This window comes from Sphingobium sp. YBL2 (assembly GCF_000943805.1).
Lineage (GTDB): Bacteria > Pseudomonadota > Alphaproteobacteria > Sphingomonadales > Sphingomonadaceae > Sphingobium > Sphingobium fuliginis.
Window position 1 is genome coordinate 4,245,516 of record NZ_CP010954.1, and the last position, 18,630, is coordinate 4,264,145.

Sequence of the window (18,630 nt, forward strand, 5' to 3'; positions counted from 1 at the left end):
CGCACCCCAAGCCCGATTGTCAGTCCACGGCATTTATGCCCTGCTGCTGCGCAACATAAATCAAAACGCTGCGGATGTCTGATGGTTAACACACTGCCGCGCGGCGGTGCCCGGCTTGACGTCAAGACATAAAAAGGGTTGCAGATGTCGAAAATTGATCTGGCGATCGAAGGTGTTCCCAGTCGCCAGCCCGCTACGGCCTCAGGGCAGCGGAATGCGCGGCTTTGGCTGTGCCTGCTCCTGCTGGTTGCCGATATGGCCGCGCTTGCCACGGGCTTCGCCTTCGGGCTGCGCGCCGCCGGCCTGCAATGGCTGGCGGACGGGCAGTGGCAGCCGCTGGCGGGCGGCATGATCGTTTACGCGGTCCTGGCTTTCCATAACCAGGCCTATAATCCCCATTGCCTGATGCGCATGACGCAGTCCTGCCGCAGCGCCACCATGGCTTTCGCAGGAACATTGCTGATCTTCCTGCTGGTTGTCTTTTCGCTGAAGGCGACAGGACAATTGTCGCGGCTTGGCATTTCGGCCGGTATCTTGTGTAGCGGCACTTTGCTCGTCCTACAGCGGCTGATGATCGTGCATATGGTGCGCCGCAACTTTGCCGACGGCCTGTTCGCCCAGCTCCTGATCATCGATGACGGCGCCATTCCCGACGACGTCAGCGGCATGGTGATCGTCGATGCGGCGGCCATCGGGCTGAAGGCCGATCTGGACGATCCCTATATGCTGCATCGCCTGGGCACCCTGCTCCGCGACTATGATCGCGCGGTGATCTCCTGCCCAGCCGAACGCAAGGCGGATTGGGCCCAGATGCTGAAAGGCGGCAACATATTGGGCGAGATCATCGTGCCCGAACTGGACCCGATGGCGCCGCTGGCGGTCCAGTCTTACCGCGGCACGCCCACGCTGGTGGTGTCGCGCGGGCCGTTGAACCTCGCCAACCGAGCCAAGAAGCGCCTGCTGGACATCGCTTTGACCGTACCGGTGCTGATCCTTCTCGCGCCGCTGATGGCGGTGGTGGCGATCCTCATCAAGCTGGACTCCCCGGGCCCCGTCTTCTTCAAGCAGGAACGGATCGGACGCGGCAACATGCTGTTCCATATCCTGAAATTCCGCAGCATGAAGGTGGAGCAGTGCGACAGCGCGGGCGCGACTTCGACGCAGCGGGACGACAATCGCATCACGCGCGTCGGCGCATTCATCCGCAAGACCAGCATCGATGAACTGCCGCAGCTCATCAACGTATTGCTGGGAGAGATGAGCCTGGTCGGCCCCCGCCCCCACGCCCTGGGATCGACGGCGGAGGAACAGCTATTCTGGCAGGTGGACCGGCAATATTGGCACCGCCATGCACTGAAGCCGGGGATCACCGGCCTGGCGCAGATCCGCGGCTTCCGGGGTGCGACGGAAACGCGCCGCGACATATTGAACCGGGTCGAGGCGGATCTGGAATATCTGCATGGCTGGAGCCTGACCCGCGACATTGCGATCCTGTTCGGAACGCTGAACGTGCTGGTCCACAAGAACGCTTATTAGCGCCCGCCGAATGCCAAATCTGGAGCGCGAATCGGCGGAGCGGCCAAGACGCGGGAAAGCGAAAAAGGTTCCGCCGAGAAAATGATATTTGCGACGAAATGTTGCTGAAAACGCTTCGTCGCAAAAGATCTTATCCCAGATTAAGAATTGAGCGCCGTCGCATGGTCATATGCGACGAATCGATGTCAGTAGGCCTTCCTTCCCAACTATTTGTTAACCGCAAAATCGGATATTAACGCCATCACCAATCGGGCGGCGGGAACATCGACGTGGCGGAAGAATTTGCAGCAGTTGCGACGGCACCCTCTTTGATCGAAACGGCGGAGGTGCGCCGTGAGCTTCCCGCTCGCATCGACGGCATGACGTTTGCCGATCACGCCGAAAGCGGCGTACAGCTCCTGTCGCGTTGGGCCGGCATCGTGGCCTTTGTCGGCGCGGTCGCGGCCATCGCCTGGCTGATCTTCTGACCGGACTCGCAAGGCTCAAGCTTTCTCCCAGATTAACAGCTGCAGGGTGCGCCGGGACTGGTCCCGCCGCGCCCTGTTTGCGATGAACCGAGCCGTTGTTTTGACGCGACAAGCTGCTTTTCGGGCAGTGGTTTTACGTAGAAATACTTCTAGCATGCCCTGATTGCTGCAATGCAATAAGGGTCGATTGGTTTTGAACAAATATAATAATCCGCGATTGCGGGGCCGCATTTCTGCGCCCTGCGATCGACAGACTTCATGGTCGCGCACCTGTTTTGCGGCAGCGCTAAGTGGTGCCGCAATGGTCGCGGCCATGCCGACAGTTTCGCAGGCGCAGGATAATGACGGTACGACTGAGCCAAAGCGCATCAACAATGCCATGGAGCAGAAGCGGATCAGGGATTACGGTCTTCATCTGACGGCCGGCCTCGATCTACTCTATGACGACAACGTCTATCGCGTGGACGACCGCGTCGAAAACCCCACCGACGACCTGATCGTCACGCCCTCTCTGGAGGCGACCTATGGCATGCCGGTGGGCCGTCACGACATCCTGCTGCGGGGGAAGATCGGCTATGACCGTTTCATTTCCGAAGGACAGCGGAGCAAGTTGCGTCTGGATACGGAGGCGAAGGCCAATATCCGCTTCGGCGCGACCTGCCTGATCACCCCCCGCGCCTCCTATCGCCAACAGCGCGCTGATTATGGCGACATCAATTCCGCGACCGAAAACCTCCAGAAGTTCGCCACGGTCGGCGCGGATTTCACCTGCGAGCGCCCGGGGCTGTTCCCTGTGGCGAGCTATGAGCATGACAGGACGCGCAATGCCGACCAGTTCGACTATGCCGACCAGACCAGCGATATGTTCATGGGCGGGATCGGCTATGCCATGCCCAGCCTGGGCACGCTGACCGTTTATTATGAGCGGGTGAACAGCAAACGCGACACGCTGGGCATAGAGAACCGCATCAACAGCTACGGGCTGCGGTTCCAGCGCGCGGTGACGCCGATCACGCAGATCGACGCGGATGTCCGTTGGCTCGACGTCAGCAGCGACAGCGCGGCGGTGGGCGGCTATGACGGGCTGGGCTGGAAAGTCAGCCTGTCGACGCAAGCCATTCCGCGCCTGAAGCTGACGGCCATGACAGAGCGCGCCATCGTTAACGACAGCCTGATCGCCAGTGGTTTCGCCATCGATACCAGCTACCGCATCCAGGGCGAATTTTCGATCTCCGAACTGACGTCCGCCGGCCTTTATGCGGAATGGGACCGCAGAAAGTTCCGTCAGGATGCGGCGCTTCGTCCCTATTCGATAACGGCCGACCGCAATCGTCGCTTTGGCGGGCTGTTGACCAGGAAACTTTCGGATCGTTTCGATCTTACGCTGGATGCCCAGCATTACACCCGCAGAACGGACACCAGCGTCTCCAACTATAGCGGCACGCAAGTAACGTTGGGCGCTGCCCTGCATTTCTAGACCCTCAATATATTGGGAGCATGAGCTGTGAAAGCCGATACTCTCCTGAAATCCATCTCGACCCTGCTCATCATTGCAGGTCCGATGGCCGCGACTGCCCAGACCGCCGCCGGAAACGCGGCGGCGACTGCAACTGCCGCGCAGGCGGCAAGCGCAGGCTATCAGCTCGGTCCGAATGACGAGCTGAAAATCTCCGTCTTCGGACAGCCCGACCTGTCGACGACCACGCGCATCAAGGAGGACGGCACCGTCCTGCTTGCGCTGGTCGGGCCGGTTTCCGCCAAGGGGAAGACGACCTCGCAACTGGCGCAGGACATTGCGGCCGGCTATGCCAGCGGCGGCTATCTGACCAAGCCGTCCGTCAGCGTGGAGGTCAGCAATTATGTCAGCCGGTTCGTCACCGTGCTCGGCAATGTGCCGGAAGCGGGCAATTATCCGCTCGACCGGGATTATACGGTGGCGTCGATGCTCGCCAAGGCCGGCGGTTCGACCAAGGACGGCGCCAATGCCGTCATCCTGACGCCTGCGGACGGCAGCGGGCCAGTACGCATTTCGCTGGCCGATATGGGCGCGGGCGCGATGCGGCCGCTGAAGGCGGGCGACACACTGTTCGTGCCGCCCGCGGAAAAAGTCTATGTCTACGGCCAGGTCCAGCAGCCCGGCGCCTTCTCCTATGTGCCGGGGCAAAGCTTCCGGCAGGCATTGGCGTTGGCGGGCGGACCGACGCTGGCGGGTTCGACCAAAAGGATAAAAGTCCGGCGGGAGGGGAAGGAAATACAGGCCAAGCTGGACGATCCGGTCAAGCCTGAAGACGTCCTCATCATCCGGGAGAAGCTGTTTTGACGACACTCGATCAAGGCTTCGCGCACTCACGCTCCAGCCAGAAATCCGGTATTTTCGACAGGTTTCTGTCCCTTACGCGCAGCGGCGAAAAGCGCAACGAGCGCGTCATACCCGACGACGTGCCGTTGCATCTGGACGTGCCCGCCCTGCCCGGCTTCCGGCATGACGCGCCGGAAGCGCAGCCGGAGGAAGCGGCGCACCGGCCGCTCTCCATGAGCGCCATGGCCGCGCCGATCAAACCCATCAGCCTGCGCCGCGACAGCATCTATGCGGCGTTCAACACCGCCATGCCGGTGACCGACCGCCATGGACTGGCAGGGCGCAACAGCGAACTGGAAAAGCTGGTCGAGGCGATCGTCGTGCAACGCAAGCATGCCGTGATCTTCGGCACGCGCGGATCGGGCAAGACCTCGCTCGCCCGCGTGTTCGGGGATCTGGCGGACGAGGCGGGATGCGTCGCGCTTTATGCATCCGCCAATGGCGAAGCGGATTTCGACTCCCTCTTCCGTCCCTTCCTGACCGAATTGCCGATGAGCAGCGCGGGACAGGAACGGGCGCGCAAGATGATGAGCGAGCCGCTGGACGTGTCCCGCCTCTCCGCCCTGCTGGTGGAGGAAGTGCGGGAGCGTTCCATCCTCATCATCGACGAATATGACCGGGTGCAGTCGGAAACGGCCAAGCAGGACGTCGCGACGCTGCTGAAGCTGCTGACCGACATCCACTCGCCGGTACAGGTCGTGCTGGTCGGCATCGCCAGCGACATTGACGGGCTGATTGCCGCCCACCCCTCGCTGCGCCGCCATCTGGTGCCGCAGCGGGTCGCGCCGATCCCCAAGCCGGAGCTGGAGCGGCTGCTGCTGTCCTGCGCCTCCAACGCCCGGCTTTCCATCGACGAGGATGCGCTCGACGCATTGTCGAGCGCGGCCATGGGATCGCCCTATCATGCGCGGCTGTTCGGCATGTCGGCCGCGCTGGTGACGGAATCGGCCGCGCGCGACCGGATGCTGCTGTCCGATGTCGAGCAGGGGCTGCTCTCCGCGCTGGAGGATTGGCAGGAAATGAGCGGCCAGACCCATGCGCTGTTCCGCCGCATCCTGTGGGAAGCGGGTTCCACGCGGCGGATGATCGCTCTTGCCGCCGTCGTCGCCTCCCAAATGTCCGCCATCAGCTATGAGCGGCTCGTGAAGCTCGGCCATGAGGTGCTGGGTGGCGGGTCGGTGAACGAAGGCCAGGCACGCGACGCGATGATGCGGCTGCAGCCCGCGCTGGTGGCGACGCCCAATGGCGAGCTCTGGATGTTCGAGGATACGCTGGCGCCGCAATTTCTGCTGCTGATGGCGAAGCAGCCGGTGCAGAGCGCACCGCCTGTGCAATCGCCCGCGGAGGAGATGCGCGCGCTGCTCAAGGGAGTCGACGGGCTATGACCATGAACCCGATGGATTTGCTGGCCGCGCTTCAGGCGCGCTGGCGCACGGCGGCGATGATCGGGGGCATATTGTTCCTGCTCGTCGCGATCACCGCTTTTCTGCAACCGCGGCAATATATGGGCACGGCGTCGCTGCTGCTCGACCTTTCGCAGACCGATCCGACCGACACCAATACGGCGCAGGGGCCCAAGCCCGACACGGATTCCATCCTGGGCACGCAGACGGACATCATCCGCAGCGGCAAGGTGATGAACGCCGTGGCAAGGGAAGCGGGCTTCGTCAATGCGATGCCGACGGACATGCCCGCCGATGCACGGGTGCAGGCGGCAGCCGCCACGGTCGCGAAGAACATGACCATCACCACCGGCCGGCAGAGCAACGTGCTCCAGATCCAGTATCTGGACGCCGATCCGCAGGTCGCCGCAAAGGTCGCCAACCTGATCGCCCGGATCTACATGCGCGAACAGGTGGAACTGCGCGCCTCCCCGGCGCGCGGATCGGCCAAATGGTTCGACGAGCAGACGGAGGAAGTGCGCCGTCGCTATGAGATCGCGCAAAAGAAGCTGTCGGACTTCCAGCGGGCGCACGACATCATCGGCATCAACCGCATGGACCTTGAGGCGGAGAAGCTGAAGAACCTGTCCTATCAGCTTACCCAGGCGCAGGCGGAAGCGGCGGCCGCACGGTCCAAGGCCGGTGCGGGCAGCGTTTCCGACATCGAAGGATCGCTGATCGTCCAGAATTTGCAGGAACAGGTGGCGGCGCAGTCCGCCAGGGTATCCGAACTGCAAAAGACCCTGGGCCCCAATCATCCGACCATGGCGGCGGCGGCCGCCCAACTGTCCGAACTCCAGTCCAAGCTGGCGGCGGCGCGCGCCAGCCAGGCCGGCGCGGTCAGCGCCAACAGCGTGGCGGCCAGCCGGCGGGAGGGCGACCTCAAGTCCAACATGGCGGGGCAGGAGGATCGCATGATCCGCATGTCGGACGTTCAGGATCAGCTCATGGTCCTCCAGCGCGACGTGGATGCCGCGCGGCAGACCTATGACACGGTGCGGCAGCGCTTCAACGAGGCGGTGCTGAAGAGCCAGATATCCCAACCCAATGCCAGTCCGCTGGATGAGGCCACCGTGCCCCTGCTGCCTGCCAAGCCCAATATCATGCTGTGGCTGATCGGCGGGATCGCGCTTGGCCTGGTCGGCGGCGTGGCTGCCGTCATCCTGATGGAGATCGTCCATCCCCGCGTTCGTTCCGCGGCCGGCGTCGCCCGCGCCACCGAGGTCGATGTCATCACCGAACTGGTGCCGGTCCCTGCGCGCCAGGCCAAGTTCTTCAAGCAACAGGAGGCCGCATGAGACTGCGTTCCACGGCGGGCGCCCCGCATCAACTGGCCTCGGGCGGCAGGGCAGGCGGCGGCGCCGCGCTGCGTCCCCGCGCCCGCGACAGCCATAATTTCGCCCGACTGGCGGTGGAGCACGGTTTCCTGGCCGAAGCCGATGTGCACAAGGTCGAGGCGCATGCCCGATCCCAAGGGCTGGCGCTGCATGACGCGGCGGTTGACCTGGGGCTGCTGAACCCGGAGGATGCGGGCATGCTCGCGGCCTTGCAGGGCGGCTTCGCCCTGCTGCCGGAGGGCGACCAGCGGGTCGATCCGCTGGTGGTCGCGGCCTTCGACCCCGCCAATGCCTATGCCGCCAAGGTGCGGACGATCCGCGCCAAGATGCGCGCCGCGGCCAAGGAGGGCGATCCCGCTGCCCTGCGGCTGGCGGTGCTGGCCATAGAGGCAGGCGACGAGGCTGCGATCATGGCGGCGAACCTTGCCGTCGTGCTGGCCCAGATGGACGGGCAGACGATGTTGATCGACGTCGACATGGGCCGGCCTTCGCTCGACCGGCTGTTCCGCATCGCGAACAAGGCAGGACTGGCCGAACAATTAATGGGCAGCGCCGCGCTGCTGCCCGCGGCCAGGACGGCGGTGGAGGGCCTGTGGCTGATGACCGCCGGTCGCGCATCCGGCAGCGCGGCGAGCCTCGTGACGCGCGGCCCGCTGGCGGAAACGGCCAATGGCTGGGGCCTGCGCGACACGTCGATGCTGTTCTACCTTGCGGAGCGGAAGGGCGACCAGACGCCCTATGGCAGCATATTGGCGGGCTTCGACGCCGTCGTGATCGTCGCGCGGCGCGGCGATACCGCCATTGCCGACATGCGCCGGGTCATCGACGATCTGGACCGGCATGGCGTACCGATCGCCGGGACGGTGATTGCATGAGCGCCGAACAAGCGCTGGCGCGTCCCCAGCCCCTTCCTTCTCCCGGAATCGGTCCGGGCATAGGGAATGAAGCCCCCGTCGCGCATGTCGGCGGCCTGCCCGTATCCACCCTGTCGCTGGATGCGCTGATCGCGAAGATGCTGGTGGAAGCGCCCCTGCGCCGTAGCCTGGAACAGCAGCCGTCGCTGGTGTTCGACGCCAACGGCCAGGGCCTGTCGATGAACGCCACCGATCCGGACTTCCGCGCCAATCTGGCGCAGGCGGACCTGATCCATGCCGACGGACAGATCATCGTCGCGGCCTCCCGCTGGTTCGGCGGACCGCAGATCGCGGACCGCTCCAGCACGACGGACATGTTCATCGACAGCCTGAAACCGGCGGCGGAGGCTCAGGTCAGCTATTATCTGCTCGGCGGCGAGGAGAAGGTGAACGCCGCCTGCGCGAAGGAGATCCTTGCGCTGGCGCCGGGTCTTCAGCTCGCCGGACGGCGCAACGGCTTCTGGAAGCCGGAGGAAGAGGATGCGGTGATCGACGCGATCAATGCCGCCGCGCCCGACGTCCTCTGGGTCGGCACCGGCAAGCCGCGCGAGCAGGCCTTTTGCGTGCGCAATCGCGACCGGATCAAGGCCGGCTGGATCGTCACCTGCGGCGGCCTGTTCAACTATATCACCGGCGACTATCCGCGCGCGCCGCTCTGGATGCAGAAGTCCGGTTTCGAATGGCTGCACCGCATGGCGACGCGGCCCAAAGAACTGGCCTGGCGCTACATCACCACCAATCCGCACGCCCTCTGGCTGATCTGGAAACATCGCCATGGCTGAAGCCCAGGTGGCTGAAAATCTTCCGACGGGCCGCGTCCGGCGCCTTGGCAGCCTGTTCGGCCGCTTCGGGCTGGCGAGCCTGTCGTCGGCGATCGTCTCGGTCAGCCATCTGCTGGTCCAGCTCTTTTCCATCCACCATCTGGAAACGGCGGCCATCGGCACGCTGGCATTCCTGCTGGTGATCATCCAGTTCGGCTATGGCCTGTCCAATGCGCTGGTGTCGACGCCCTACACCATCGCGGTGAACCAGGGAGACGATGCCGATGCCCGGAGCTTCGACTTCTTCTTCCCGGTCAACCTGATGCTGGCGGCCAGCCAGGGACTGATCTGCGCCGCCATCGCCTGGGCAACCGCCTCTCCCGCCGCCGCCCTGCTGTTCGGGATGGCGGGCATGCTGTCGCTGATCCGCTGGTTCGGGCGCTCCAATGCCTATGCGCATCATGCTCCGGCAAGGGCTGCACGATCGGACCTCGCCTATGCAGGGACGATCCTCGCCGGACTGCTGATCGCGATGCGGACCGGCGCGGACATGCCCGCCATCGGCGGCATGCTGGTGGCGGCCAGCCTGGTCGGACTGCTCCCCTTCGGTCTCGCCTATCTGCGGCGGCACTTCGCCATGGCGCCCGCCCGCGCGATGGGCGCCTATCGCCCGGTGTGGAAGGAGCAGTCGGCCTGGACGCTGGTCGGCGTGCTGTCGACGGAGGCGACCTCCAATTCGCACAGCTATATCGTGACGCTGCTCGCCGGGCCGACCGCCTTCGCGCCGATCGCCGTGGGGATGCTGTTCTTCCGCCCGGTCAATGTCTGCATCACCGCCCTCACACAGTTGGAGCGGCCCCGCATGACCCGGGCCGTGGCGCGCGGCGATCATGACGCGGCGATCAGGTCGGAACGGGTCTTCATGGCCGCGCTGGTCATGCTGTGGCTGGCGACCTGCGCCGTGGCGGCGATTGCCCTCTATGCCTTTCCAGGCCTGATCCTGAAGCCCACGCTGGACCACCGGCTGGTGATGGTCGCGGTGGGCCTGTGCGCCCTCCTCTCCCTCGTCCAGTGCGTGCAGACGCCGATGAGCGTGATGACCCAGGCGCGCAAGGCCTTCCGCCCACTCGCCGCGCAGAGCATGCGCAGCTGCGGCGTCGGGCTGGTCGCCGTGACGCTGCTGGTGCTGGGCACCGCGCCCGTCTTCTCCATCGGCGGGGTCGTGCTGTCGCAGCTCGTCATGATGCTCGGCATCTGGCAACTCGACCGCAAATGGCGGCGCGATCAGCGGGGAGCCGCCTGACCATGGCGACAAGCTGGCATCGCGGCGGTGTCGCCGCCATCCCCGCACAGACGGGCGGCGGCCAGAGCATGCGCATGATCTGGATCACCCAGATCTTCTATTTCGTCTTCCTGATGATGGTCTTCATCGGCCAGCAACCCTTCGCCTCCCGCACGCAGGACGAGCTGGTGGCGATGGCGCAGGAAAATGACGGGTCGGACCTGTTCAAGCAGATGCTGTTCATCGGCTTCGCCCTGCTGCTGACCGGCGTGCAGATCATCCGCAAGCATCCGCTGCAATATAGATTCACCTTCTGGCCGCTGGCGATCATGCTGGTCTGGTTCTTCATTTCCTGCACCTGGGGCGTGGACCCGTTCGTGTCCTTCAAGCGGGCGATGCAGCAGCTCATCGTGATCTACATCACCTTCTGCGCGCTGTCCCTGATAGGGCCGCAGCGGCTGTTCGACGCGCTGCGCGCGGCGCTGATCGTCTCGCTGATCATCTGCTGGGTGTCGCTGCCGCTGACACCCGCCGCCGTCCATCCACCGACCGAAAGCGACAAGGCGCTGATCGGCGCATGGCGCGGTTTCTTCTTCCACAAGAATATCGCCGGGGCCGTCATGGCGTTGACCTTCATCGTCTGCGGCAATGCATGGATCGACCGGCGCAAATGGTATTATGCGCTGTTCGCGGTCATGGCGTTCGTCTTCGTGATCGGGACTAAGAGCAAGACTTCGCTCGCGCTGTGCGTCGGCATGCTGGCGATCAGCAACATCTATCGGGCGCTGAGCGACAACACGCAGAAGCGCGCGATATTGCTGCTGATGCTGGGTTTCGGCATGGTGGGCTTCCTGGCGCTCTACATCGCCTATCAACCGACCATCGAGCGGCTGTTCGCCGATCCGACCAGCTTCACCGGGCGGGTATCGATCTGGCGGGTGGTGTTCGATTATCTGGCCGATCATCCCTATCTGGGCGCGGGCTTCGGCGGCTTCTGGCAGGTGGGCGTAAACAGCCCCGCGCATGACTATCTGAACCAGCAATTCCAGATGCTGACCGCCCATTCGCATGACGGCTATCTGGAAATCTGGGTGACGACCGGGCCGCTGGGCCTCATCATGCTGCTGGTCAGCTTCCTTGCCTTGCCCGCCTATTGGTTCCTGACCGGCTCGACCAGGGAGAACCAGGCGCTGATGGTGCCCGCCTTCGCCATCTGGGTGTTCGTCATGTACCAGAACCTGCTCGAAACCAGCTTTTTCGACAAGGATCGCCAGGTCTGGGTGATCTTCCTCGCGGCCATCGCGGCCGCCCACGCCACTTTCAAGGCCAAGCCGCGCCCGCAATGGACCCGGCGCCACCATCTCCAGCAGGAGAGCGTCCATGGCTAATATCATCGTCTGCATCGCCACCTGCAACCGGCCACAGGGATTGCGCCGGACCCTGGAATCTCTCGCTGCGCAACAAACGCGGCACCATCTGGAAGTGCTGGTGGCCGACAATGACGCGGCCCATCAGGAAGGGCTCGCCGTGGTCGAGCAGCTCGCTTCCCAAGGCTATCGCTGGCCGATCGAAGCCCTGCTGGTTGCGGAACGCGGCATTCCGCTGGTGCGCAACGCGCTCGTCGCCGCCGCGCTGGCGCGGCCCGGCGCGACCCATGTCGCCATGCTGGACGATGACGAGGCAGCCTCCCCCGGGTGGATCGACGCCATGGCCGATACGGCGCAGCGCTGGGAGGCGGACGTGGTCGGCGGCGCCGTGCTGCGGGAGATGGACAGCGCCATCGCTCCCTGGGCGGCGCGCCATCCCCTGCTCGCCCCCAAGCAACGCGGGCAGTCCGGCCCGGTCGCGCTGGTGGACAGCACCGCCAATGTGCTGATCGCCGCCACGGCCCTGCGCGCCATGGGGGAGCGCCCCTTTGACGAGCGCATGGCGCTGACCGGCGGGTCGGACAAGCAACTGTTCACCCGCATGCAGCGCGCCGGCTTCCGCTTCGCCTGGTCGGAGGAGGCGGTCGTGACCGAACTCATCCCCGCCAGCCGCGTCACCGCCCGATGGCTGCTGATGCGCGGCTATCGCGTCGGTATGACCGACATGATGGTGGAGCGTTTCCACAGGGGCCGGCTGCGCGCCCTGTTGGGCGAAGCGCCGCGCATCGTCGCGGGATTCCTCGTCGGATCGCTGGGCGCTGTCGCGACGTTCGACCGGGGCAAGCGGGTCGAACGGCTCGGCAAGCTTTATCGCGCGGCCGGCAAGATCGCCGGGCTCGCCGGATTCCACTATGAAGAATATCGAAAGGTGCATGGCGCATGAGCGATGCCGCGCTGGGCAAGCAACCCTTTTTCTCCGTCGTCATCCCGCTCTACAACCGGGCGGAAATCGTCGGCGACACCATCCGGTCCGTGCTGGCGCAGGACTGGCAGGATTTCGAGATCGTCGTGATCGACGACGGTTCGCGGGACAATCCCGGCCCCGTGATCGACGCGATAGGCGATCCGCGCGTCCGCTATATCCGGCAGGATAACGCCGGCGGCGGCGCGGCGCGCAATGCCGGCATCATGGCGGCCGACGGGCGCTATATCGCCTTTCTGGACTCCGACGACCTGTTCCTTCCCGGCAAGCTTTCCATCATGGCGAAGGCGCTGGCGGGAGATGACGGGCGAACGGTGCTCTATTCCCGCATGAAGGTGGACCGGGGCGTCGACCGCTACTGGATCAGGCCCGACCGCGGCATTCGCGAGGGCGAGGATGTCGGGGAATATCTGTTCTGCGCCAATCAGTTCATGCAGACCAGCACCATGGTCGTGCCGACCGGCATGGCGCAGCATGTGCTGTTCGACCCGGCTTTGAAGAAGGGACAGGATCTCGACTTCTGCGTCCGGCTCCAGGGCGCGGGGGCCCGGTTCCGGATGATCGACCAGCCGCTGACCATCTGGCTCGACGCGACGGAGGCGGGCCGGACATCCTATGTGAAGGGCTATGAAACCTCGCTCGACTGGCTCGACCGCTGCGGCCACATGCTCACCAACCGGGCGCGGCGGGGCTATCGCGCAACCGTGCTGGCCTATCATATGGCGCCGATCAGGCCGGTGGTGGCGATCAAGGATCTGGCGGTGGGCATGGTGGCGGGCGGCGTTCCTCCCCGCGTGATCGCCCGGCAGGTGCTGCGATCCTATCTGCCCAAGCCGCTCTACCGATCGCTGGTCAACGGCTTCGTCCTGCGCTTCGGCAAGGCCGAGGCCGCCACAAGTGGAGCCGGTTCGTGATGACCGCCTGGCAACCTCCGTCCAGCCTGAAGGCTGCCACCGCCGCGCCGCTGTTTTCCGTGGTGATCCCCACCTATCAGCGGCGCGACGCGGCGGTGGCCGCCGTCATGTCCGCCCTTGAACAGACGGTCGCGATCATCGAGGTGATCGTGGTCGTGGACGGATCGACGGACGGGACGGAAGTTGCCCTGGGCGCGATCAACGATCCGCGTCTCAAGGTCATCGTGCAGGAAAATCGCGGTGCGGCGGCCGCGAGGAACAAGGGCATCGACCATGCCCGCGGACGCTATATCGCCTTTCTCGACTGCGACGACCGGTTCCTGCCGCACCATCTTGCCGACCTGCTGCCCCTGTTGCAGGAGAGCGAGGATGTCGTCGCCTATGGCCAGGTGCTGGCCGACCGTGGCGAAGGACGCAATTTCCTCAAGCCGCCGCGCGCCATCGCCCATGGCGAAACCATGGACCGCTATCTGATGTGCGATCGCGGCTTCATCCAGACCAGCAGCATGGCCCTCAGCCGGACGCTGGCGGAGAAGGTGCGCTATCGCGAGGATGTGAAATTCGGCGACGATACCGACTTCGCCCTGCGCCTGTCGCTGGCCGGGGCGCGCTTCCTGATGACGGAACGGCCCGGCACCATATGGGCCGACCGCGATGCCGACGACCGGCTTTCGCAGGTGCGCGGCAGCATCGGCAGCCTGACCTGGCTGCGGGACCTGCGCCCCCATATCAGCCCGCGCGCCTTTTCCGCCTATATGGGCTGGCACGCCGCGAAAAGCATCTGGCCGACCAGCAGGCGGCAGGCGATGCGCTACTATCTGGGGGCCGTCTGCCGGGGCGCCTTCGGTCCCCGCCTGGCGGCGACCGTGCTGTTGCAGATCGTGATGCCCGACCCGGTCTATCGCCGCATTTCCGACCGCTGGATCGACCTGTCCCACATGCTCGCCGGCAAGGGGCAGAGGCTGTGAGGCGGCGTGAATTCCTGGCGGGCGCGGCGGCGCTTTCCGCCTGCTCCCCCATCCAGCCGAGCGCCGCACAGGTCGGCGGCACGGCAGGGCTTTCAGCCCATGCCCGCAAGTCGGGCCGCTATTTCGGCGCGGCGATCAAGTCGCGCCAGTTGCGCGAAGACCCCGATTTCACCGCCGCCGTCGCCCGGGAGTGCGACATGGTGGTCCAGGAATATGAACTGAAGCGCGGCACGACCGAGCCGAAACCCGGCAAATATGATTTCAGCGGCGCCGACCAGATCATCGCCTTCGCACAGCAGCATGGCATGCGCGCGAGGGGGCATGCGCTGGTCTGGTACGCCGCGCAACCGCCTTGGCTGGAACCGGCGTTGAAGGCCGCCGGCCGTGCCGAACGCGAAACGCTGATGACCAGCTATATCGACACCGCCATGCGCCGTTACGCAGGCAAAATCCGCGAATGGGACGTCGTCAATGAAGCCATCGAGCCCAATGACGGCCGCGCCGACGGCATGCGCGCCAAAAGCATGTGGATGGATGCGCTGGGCGAGGATTATATCGACATCGCCTTCCACCACGCGCGGGAAGTCGATCCCCGGCCCATGCGGTTCCTGACCGATTTCGGGATAGAACATGACTCCCCCCGCTGCGAGCGCCGCCGCACTGCTCTGCTGAAGCTGCTCGACCGGTTGATGGCGCGCAACGTGCCGGTGGACGCGGTCGGCATACAAGGGCATCTGAAGCCCTATAGGGAAGGTTTCAACCAGGCCCTGTTCGCGCGCTTTCTGGAGCAGCTCAGCGGCTATGGGCTGGCCCTCTCCATCACGGAATTCGACGTCGCGGACCGGGGTGGGCCACCCAATCCGGACAAGCGGGACAAGGAGGTCGCCTCCGTCGCCAAGGCCTTTCTGGACGTGGCGCTGGACAATCCGGCGATGCGTTCGGTGCTCTGCTGGGGGCTGTCGGACCGCTATAGCTGGCTGTCCAGTTTCAAGGATTACAAGTGGCCCGACGGCCAGTTGTCGCGCGGCCTGCCTCTGGACGGCGGGATGCGCCGCAAGCCGCTGTGGGACGCCATAGCCGCCGCCTTCGACGCGGCCCCCGCCATGAGGAGCGCAGGCGCATGAGAATTTCCTCGCTGACCGGCCTTCGCGGCGTGGCGGCGGTGTCGGTGCTGCTGTACCACATCCCGCATAATCCGGCGTTCGAGGCGTTTCGCCTGCCGCTTTTTTCCCGCGCCTATCTGGCGGTCGACCTGTTCTTCATCCTGAGCGGCTTCGTCATCTCCTTCGGCTATCACGACCGGGTGGTGAACCATCTGGGGTGGGCGAGCTATGTCGACTTCCTCGTCAACCGCATGGCGCGCGTATGGCCGCTGCACCTGATCGTGACGCTGGTGTTCATGGCGCGCATCGTCCTGAACATCTCCGGCAGCCAGGCGATCGCGCTCGATGCGCCGAACATCCTCACCAACCTGCTGATGGTGCAGAGCTGGGGTTGGGGAACGGAGCCGATCGCGGGCAACAGCTGGTCCGTCAGCACGGAGGTCGCGGCCTATCTCATCTACCCGCTGATCGCCATCATCGCCTTCTCGCGATGGGCATGGGTGCAGGGGTTGCTGTGCGTCGGAATATTGGGCCTGGTGGCGCTGTCGGGCCGGGGTTCCAGCGGTCCGCTGGACGTCAATGACAGCGACAGCGTGCTGACGCTGCTGCGCTGCCTCGCCGGTTTCTCGCTGGGCGTTCTCAGCTATCGCTGCGCAGAGAAGGCGTGGTGCCGGCGGCTCATCGACCGGACGGGCGCATTCGCCATGATCTGCGGGCTCATCGCGCTCGCGCTGCTGCTGCCTGGAAAGGCCGATCTGCTGGTGGTCTGCCTGATGCCGGCGCTGGTGCTGAGCTGCTATTATAACGGCGCGGCGGCGCGGGCGGTGATGGCCAATCCGGTCAGCTTCCATCTGGGCCTGATCAGCTATTCCATCTATCTCTGGCATCCGCTGGTGCGCGACGTGTTCGCCCGCGGCATGGGCGTGGCGCACAGGCATGGAATCACCGGCTTCGACGGACTGATCGTCCTCGCCATGCTGGTGGCGACCTGGCTGCTCTGCTGGGCGAGCTATGCGCTGGTGGAGGTGCGCGGGCACCGCTTCATCAAATGGCTCCAGCGCGGCGGACGGAGCCGCAAGCCCGTGGTCGAGGCGGCCGCCTGATGCCCGCGGTCTGGATCGCCATTCCCACCTTCCGCCGGCCCGAACAGCTCCGCCACCTGTTGGAGGCCCTGCCCGGCGTAACCGACCGCCATGATGTGATGGTGCTGGTGGCGGACAATGATCCGGTCCGGCAGGAGGGAGCAGCCGTGGTCCGGTCCCTGCTGGCGGAGGGATATGGCCTGCCCGTGACGCTGCTGACGGTGACGCAGCCGGGGCTCTGCGCAGTTCGCAATGCCATCGCCGCCGCCGCTCTGGACGACCCGGCGATGCGTTTCCTGGCGATGATCGACGATGATGAGTGGCCGCAACCCGGCTGGCTGGACGCGCTGCTGATCTGTCAGGCGCAGGTGGGCGCGGATGTCGTTGCCGGGCCGGTGGGCAGTTGCTTCGTGGGGCAGCCGCCGCGATGGGCGCGCGAAACGCTGGTCTTCCGCGCGGAGGAACGCCCATGGGGGGCGACCGGCATGCTCTGGGCAAGCAACAACCTGCTGGTCGGCCGGCGCGCCTTTGCAATGATCGGCGCGCCCTTCTTCGATCCGCGCTTCAACCGCAGCGGCGGAGAGGATCTGGATTTCCTGGCCCGGCTGCATGAGGCAGGCGCCCGCTTCGGCTGGTCGCCCGATGCACGGGTCAGCGAATGGGTGCCGGCGGAGCGGGCGCGCCTTTCATGGGTGCTGAAACGCATGTGGCGCATCGGCTGCACTGAAACCATGGCGCGGCGCAAGGCCCTGCCCGGCCGCATCGGCGGCGCGAAGCTGCTGGCCCGGTCGATTGCGATATTGGGACTGCGGACCGCGGGACTGGCGGCCCTGTTGCTGCCCGGCGCGCGTCGGGTGGACATCGCCGGACAGTGGGTCAAGAGCTGGGCGCGCCTCTATGCCCTGGCAGGAGGCGCGCGCAGCTATTACGGGGCGAGCCATTATGGCGCGCTGTAGATTTTGAAGCTCTTGACGACCATGTCGCCCGACCCGTCATCATAAGCGCCATCGGTCTTCACCGCGACGTCCATGATGGGATAGAAGCGGAAGCCCCGGAAGGGATTGACCGACTGATAGGTTTCCACCCCATCCACGAACCAGGTGATGTAATCGCGCTGGATGTCCACGGCGAAACGATGGAAACCCTGGGAATAGCCGCTGAGGCCATAGGCCTGCTGCGTCTGGATCGTGACGCCCCGCTGATCGTAACGGGTGCCGTTGGCCCCGATATGCAGGGTATGGGCGACATGGCGGTCGAAACCCCAATAGCTTTGATAGCCGAACCCTTCATAAATATCGATCTCGGGCGGCCAGCCGCTGGTCGACACCAGCCAGAAGGCAGGCCATGACCCGCGCCGGCTGGGCATTTTGGCTTCCCATTCATATTGGCCATAGCCGATCTGCGTCGCCAGGAAATTGCGCCCGTCGAGCACCGACGACCCATAATACCATGTCTGGCCGCCATAGCTGATCGGCGTCTTCAGCTTTTGCGTATGCAGGACTAGTCCGTTCGTCCCCCAATAGACCGGCCCTTCGATGCCGGGGAAAATGCTGGAATCGAGATAGAGGCCGGTTTCCCCATTGGCGATCTGCGTCCGGCCATGGGCAAGCGAAGTCGCCCAGCGGTCCCAACCGCCATCGGGGGACCGCCTATGCGTGTCCTTGAGCAGTTCGAACTGAAGCGTGCCGGTCGCCGCGAAGCTTCGCGGCTCGCGAAACATACCCGTCGCCCTAGCGGTTGCGATGGCCGTGCTGCTGGCCATGATCGTCGCGGTCGATTGACCCTGAAGGCCGCCCCAGGGCGCCTCCCGCAGCTTGACCTGGAACTGCTGGCCTTCCGTGGCGCCGATGATCGGCACCGCGACGGTCTGCACCAGCGGATCGCCGGGGCGGAAGATCACCACCGTGTCGACCGTCTGGTAATTATAGCCCGACAGTGCGCGATAGGTGCCCGATCCGTTGACCGTGATGATCCGCGCGATCACCGTATTGGGCGTCGGCCGATCCAGCGTCACCGGCACATAGGCCACGCTGCTGCCCGGACGAAAGCTCGCATTGCCCAGCGACAGCGTCGCCTTTGCCGGCAGCTTCGTCCCATTGGCGAAGTCGAAATCGGA

Annotated in this window: 17 protein-coding genes; 16 read left to right on the top strand and 1 reads right to left on the bottom strand. The window is 65.0% G+C overall.

The window, feature by feature from the left end; genetic code table 11:
- The first annotated feature begins 144 nt into the window (after positions 1 to 144).
- From TZ53_RS27610 to TZ53_RS19580, 16 genes are all read left to right on the top strand, one after another.
- Positions 145 to 1,536, top strand: a complete 1,392-nt coding sequence (locus TZ53_RS27610; protein ID WP_025548789.1) for a sugar transferase — start codon at positions 145 to 147, stop codon at positions 1,534 to 1,536.
- A 269-nt stretch (positions 1,537 to 1,805) separates the two neighbouring features.
- Positions 1,806 to 2,003 (top strand): hypothetical protein, encoded by a 198-nt coding sequence (locus TZ53_RS26900; RefSeq protein WP_130029976.1) that lies wholly within the window; start codon positions 1,806 to 1,808, stop codon positions 2,001 to 2,003.
- A gap of 301 nt (positions 2,004 to 2,304) precedes the next feature.
- Positions 2,305 to 3,480: a hypothetical protein gene (locus tag TZ53_RS19515; RefSeq protein WP_044662417.1), complete on the top strand. Its 1,176-nt coding sequence runs from the start codon at positions 2,305 to 2,307 to the stop codon at positions 3,478 to 3,480.
- Between the two features lie 27 nt (positions 3,481 to 3,507).
- Positions 3,508 to 4,323 carry a polysaccharide biosynthesis/export family protein gene (locus TZ53_RS19520; RefSeq protein WP_025548792.1) on the top strand — a complete coding sequence of 272 codons (816 nt, stop codon included), beginning with the start codon at positions 3,508 to 3,510 and terminating at the stop codon, positions 4,321 to 4,323.
- The gene (locus tag TZ53_RS19525; protein ID WP_044662418.1) at positions 4,320 to 5,747 is read left to right on the top strand and encodes an ATP-binding protein; all 1,428 of its coding nucleotides are present in this window, start codon (positions 4,320 to 4,322) and stop codon (positions 5,745 to 5,747) included. The genes TZ53_RS19520 and TZ53_RS19525 overlap by 4 nt, the downstream gene beginning before the upstream one ends.
- Complete coding sequence (locus TZ53_RS19530) at positions 5,744 to 7,102, top strand: GNVR domain-containing protein (protein ID WP_007685675.1); 1,359 nt, start codon at positions 5,744 to 5,746, stop codon at positions 7,100 to 7,102. The genes TZ53_RS19525 and TZ53_RS19530 overlap by 4 nt, the downstream gene beginning before the upstream one ends.
- Positions 7,099 to 8,016 (top strand): capsular biosynthesis protein, encoded by a 918-nt coding sequence (locus tag TZ53_RS19535; protein WP_037511814.1) that lies wholly within the window; start codon positions 7,099 to 7,101, stop codon positions 8,014 to 8,016. The genes TZ53_RS19530 and TZ53_RS19535 overlap by 4 nt, the downstream gene beginning before the upstream one ends.
- A complete protein-coding gene (locus TZ53_RS19540; protein ID WP_025548798.1) occupies positions 8,013 to 8,837 on the top strand; it encodes a WecB/TagA/CpsF family glycosyltransferase in 825 nt (274 codons plus the stop codon). The genes TZ53_RS19535 and TZ53_RS19540 overlap by 4 nt, the downstream gene beginning before the upstream one ends.
- Positions 8,830 to 10,119 carry a polysaccharide biosynthesis protein gene (locus tag TZ53_RS19545; protein WP_044662419.1) on the top strand — a complete coding sequence of 430 codons (1,290 nt, stop codon included), beginning with the start codon at positions 8,830 to 8,832 and terminating at the stop codon, positions 10,117 to 10,119. Before TZ53_RS19540 ends, TZ53_RS19545 begins: the two co-directional genes overlap by 8 nt.
- On the top strand, positions 10,089 to 11,486 hold the full coding sequence (locus tag TZ53_RS19550; protein ID WP_044662420.1) for an O-antigen ligase family protein: 1,398 nt from the start codon (positions 10,089 to 10,091) through the stop codon (positions 11,484 to 11,486). The genes TZ53_RS19545 and TZ53_RS19550 overlap by 31 nt, the downstream gene beginning before the upstream one ends.
- Positions 11,479 to 12,408 (top strand): glycosyltransferase family 2 protein, encoded by a 930-nt coding sequence (locus TZ53_RS19555; RefSeq protein ID WP_044662421.1) that lies wholly within the window; start codon positions 11,479 to 11,481, stop codon positions 12,406 to 12,408. Before TZ53_RS19550 ends, TZ53_RS19555 begins: the two co-directional genes overlap by 8 nt.
- Positions 12,405 to 13,361, top strand: a complete 957-nt coding sequence (locus tag TZ53_RS19560; RefSeq protein WP_044662422.1) for a glycosyltransferase family 2 protein — start codon at positions 12,405 to 12,407, stop codon at positions 13,359 to 13,361. The genes TZ53_RS19555 and TZ53_RS19560 overlap by 4 nt, the downstream gene beginning before the upstream one ends.
- The gene (locus tag TZ53_RS19565; protein ID WP_025548804.1) at positions 13,361 to 14,329 is read left to right on the top strand and encodes a glycosyltransferase family 2 protein; all 969 of its coding nucleotides are present in this window, start codon (positions 13,361 to 13,363) and stop codon (positions 14,327 to 14,329) included. Before TZ53_RS19560 ends, TZ53_RS19565 begins: the two co-directional genes overlap by 1 nt.
- A complete protein-coding gene (locus TZ53_RS19570) occupies positions 14,326 to 15,453 on the top strand; it encodes an endo-1,4-beta-xylanase (RefSeq protein WP_044662423.1) in 1,128 nt (375 codons plus the stop codon). Before TZ53_RS19565 ends, TZ53_RS19570 begins: the two co-directional genes overlap by 4 nt.
- Positions 15,450 to 16,535, top strand: a complete 1,086-nt coding sequence (locus TZ53_RS19575; protein ID WP_044662424.1) for an acyltransferase family protein — start codon at positions 15,450 to 15,452, stop codon at positions 16,533 to 16,535. The genes TZ53_RS19570 and TZ53_RS19575 overlap by 4 nt, the downstream gene beginning before the upstream one ends.
- On the top strand, positions 16,535 to 17,470 hold the full coding sequence (locus TZ53_RS19580; protein ID WP_044662425.1) for a glycosyltransferase family 2 protein: 936 nt from the start codon (positions 16,535 to 16,537) through the stop codon (positions 17,468 to 17,470). Before TZ53_RS19575 ends, TZ53_RS19580 begins: the two co-directional genes overlap by 1 nt.
- Here TZ53_RS19580 and TZ53_RS19585 read toward each other — a convergent pair.
- Positions 17,455 to 18,600, bottom strand: a complete 1,146-nt coding sequence (locus TZ53_RS19585; protein WP_044663164.1) for a glycoside hydrolase family 16 protein — start codon at positions 18,598 to 18,600, stop codon at positions 17,455 to 17,457. The two genes, TZ53_RS19580 and TZ53_RS19585, sit on opposite strands and share 16 nt — an antisense overlap.
- Between the last annotated feature and the right edge of the window lie 30 nt (positions 18,601 to 18,630).

Bases quoted from the DNA above. Each gene is read 5' to 3' on its own strand.
- TZ53_RS19565 (WP_025548804.1), top strand. From the start codon at position 13,361: ATGACCGCCTGGCAACCTCCGTCCAGCCTGAAGGCTGCCACCGCCGCG.
- TZ53_RS19515 (WP_044662417.1), top strand. From the start codon at position 2,305: ATGGTCGCGGCCATGCCGACAGTTTCGCAGGCGCAGGATAATGACGGT.
- TZ53_RS19555 (WP_044662421.1), top strand. From the start codon at position 11,479: ATGGCTAATATCATCGTCTGCATCGCCACCTGCAACCGGCCACAGGGA.
- TZ53_RS19560 (WP_044662422.1), top strand. From the start codon at position 12,405: ATGAGCGATGCCGCGCTGGGCAAGCAACCCTTTTTCTCCGTCGTCATC.
- TZ53_RS19550 (WP_044662420.1), top strand. From the start codon at position 10,089: ATGGCGGCGCGATCAGCGGGGAGCCGCCTGACCATGGCGACAAGCTGG.
- TZ53_RS19580 (WP_044662425.1), top strand. From the start codon at position 16,535: ATGCCCGCGGTCTGGATCGCCATTCCCACCTTCCGCCGGCCCGAACAG.
- TZ53_RS19545 (WP_044662419.1), top strand. From the start codon at position 8,830: ATGGCTGAAGCCCAGGTGGCTGAAAATCTTCCGACGGGCCGCGTCCGG.
- TZ53_RS19540 (WP_025548798.1), top strand. From the start codon at position 8,013: ATGAGCGCCGAACAAGCGCTGGCGCGTCCCCAGCCCCTTCCTTCTCCC.
- TZ53_RS19535 (WP_037511814.1), top strand. From the start codon at position 7,099: ATGAGACTGCGTTCCACGGCGGGCGCCCCGCATCAACTGGCCTCGGGC.
- TZ53_RS27610 (WP_025548789.1), top strand. From the start codon at position 145: ATGTCGAAAATTGATCTGGCGATCGAAGGTGTTCCCAGTCGCCAGCCC.
- TZ53_RS19530 (WP_007685675.1), top strand. From the start codon at position 5,744: ATGACCATGAACCCGATGGATTTGCTGGCCGCGCTTCAGGCGCGCTGG.
- TZ53_RS19575 (WP_044662424.1), top strand. From the start codon at position 15,450: ATGAGAATTTCCTCGCTGACCGGCCTTCGCGGCGTGGCGGCGGTGTCG.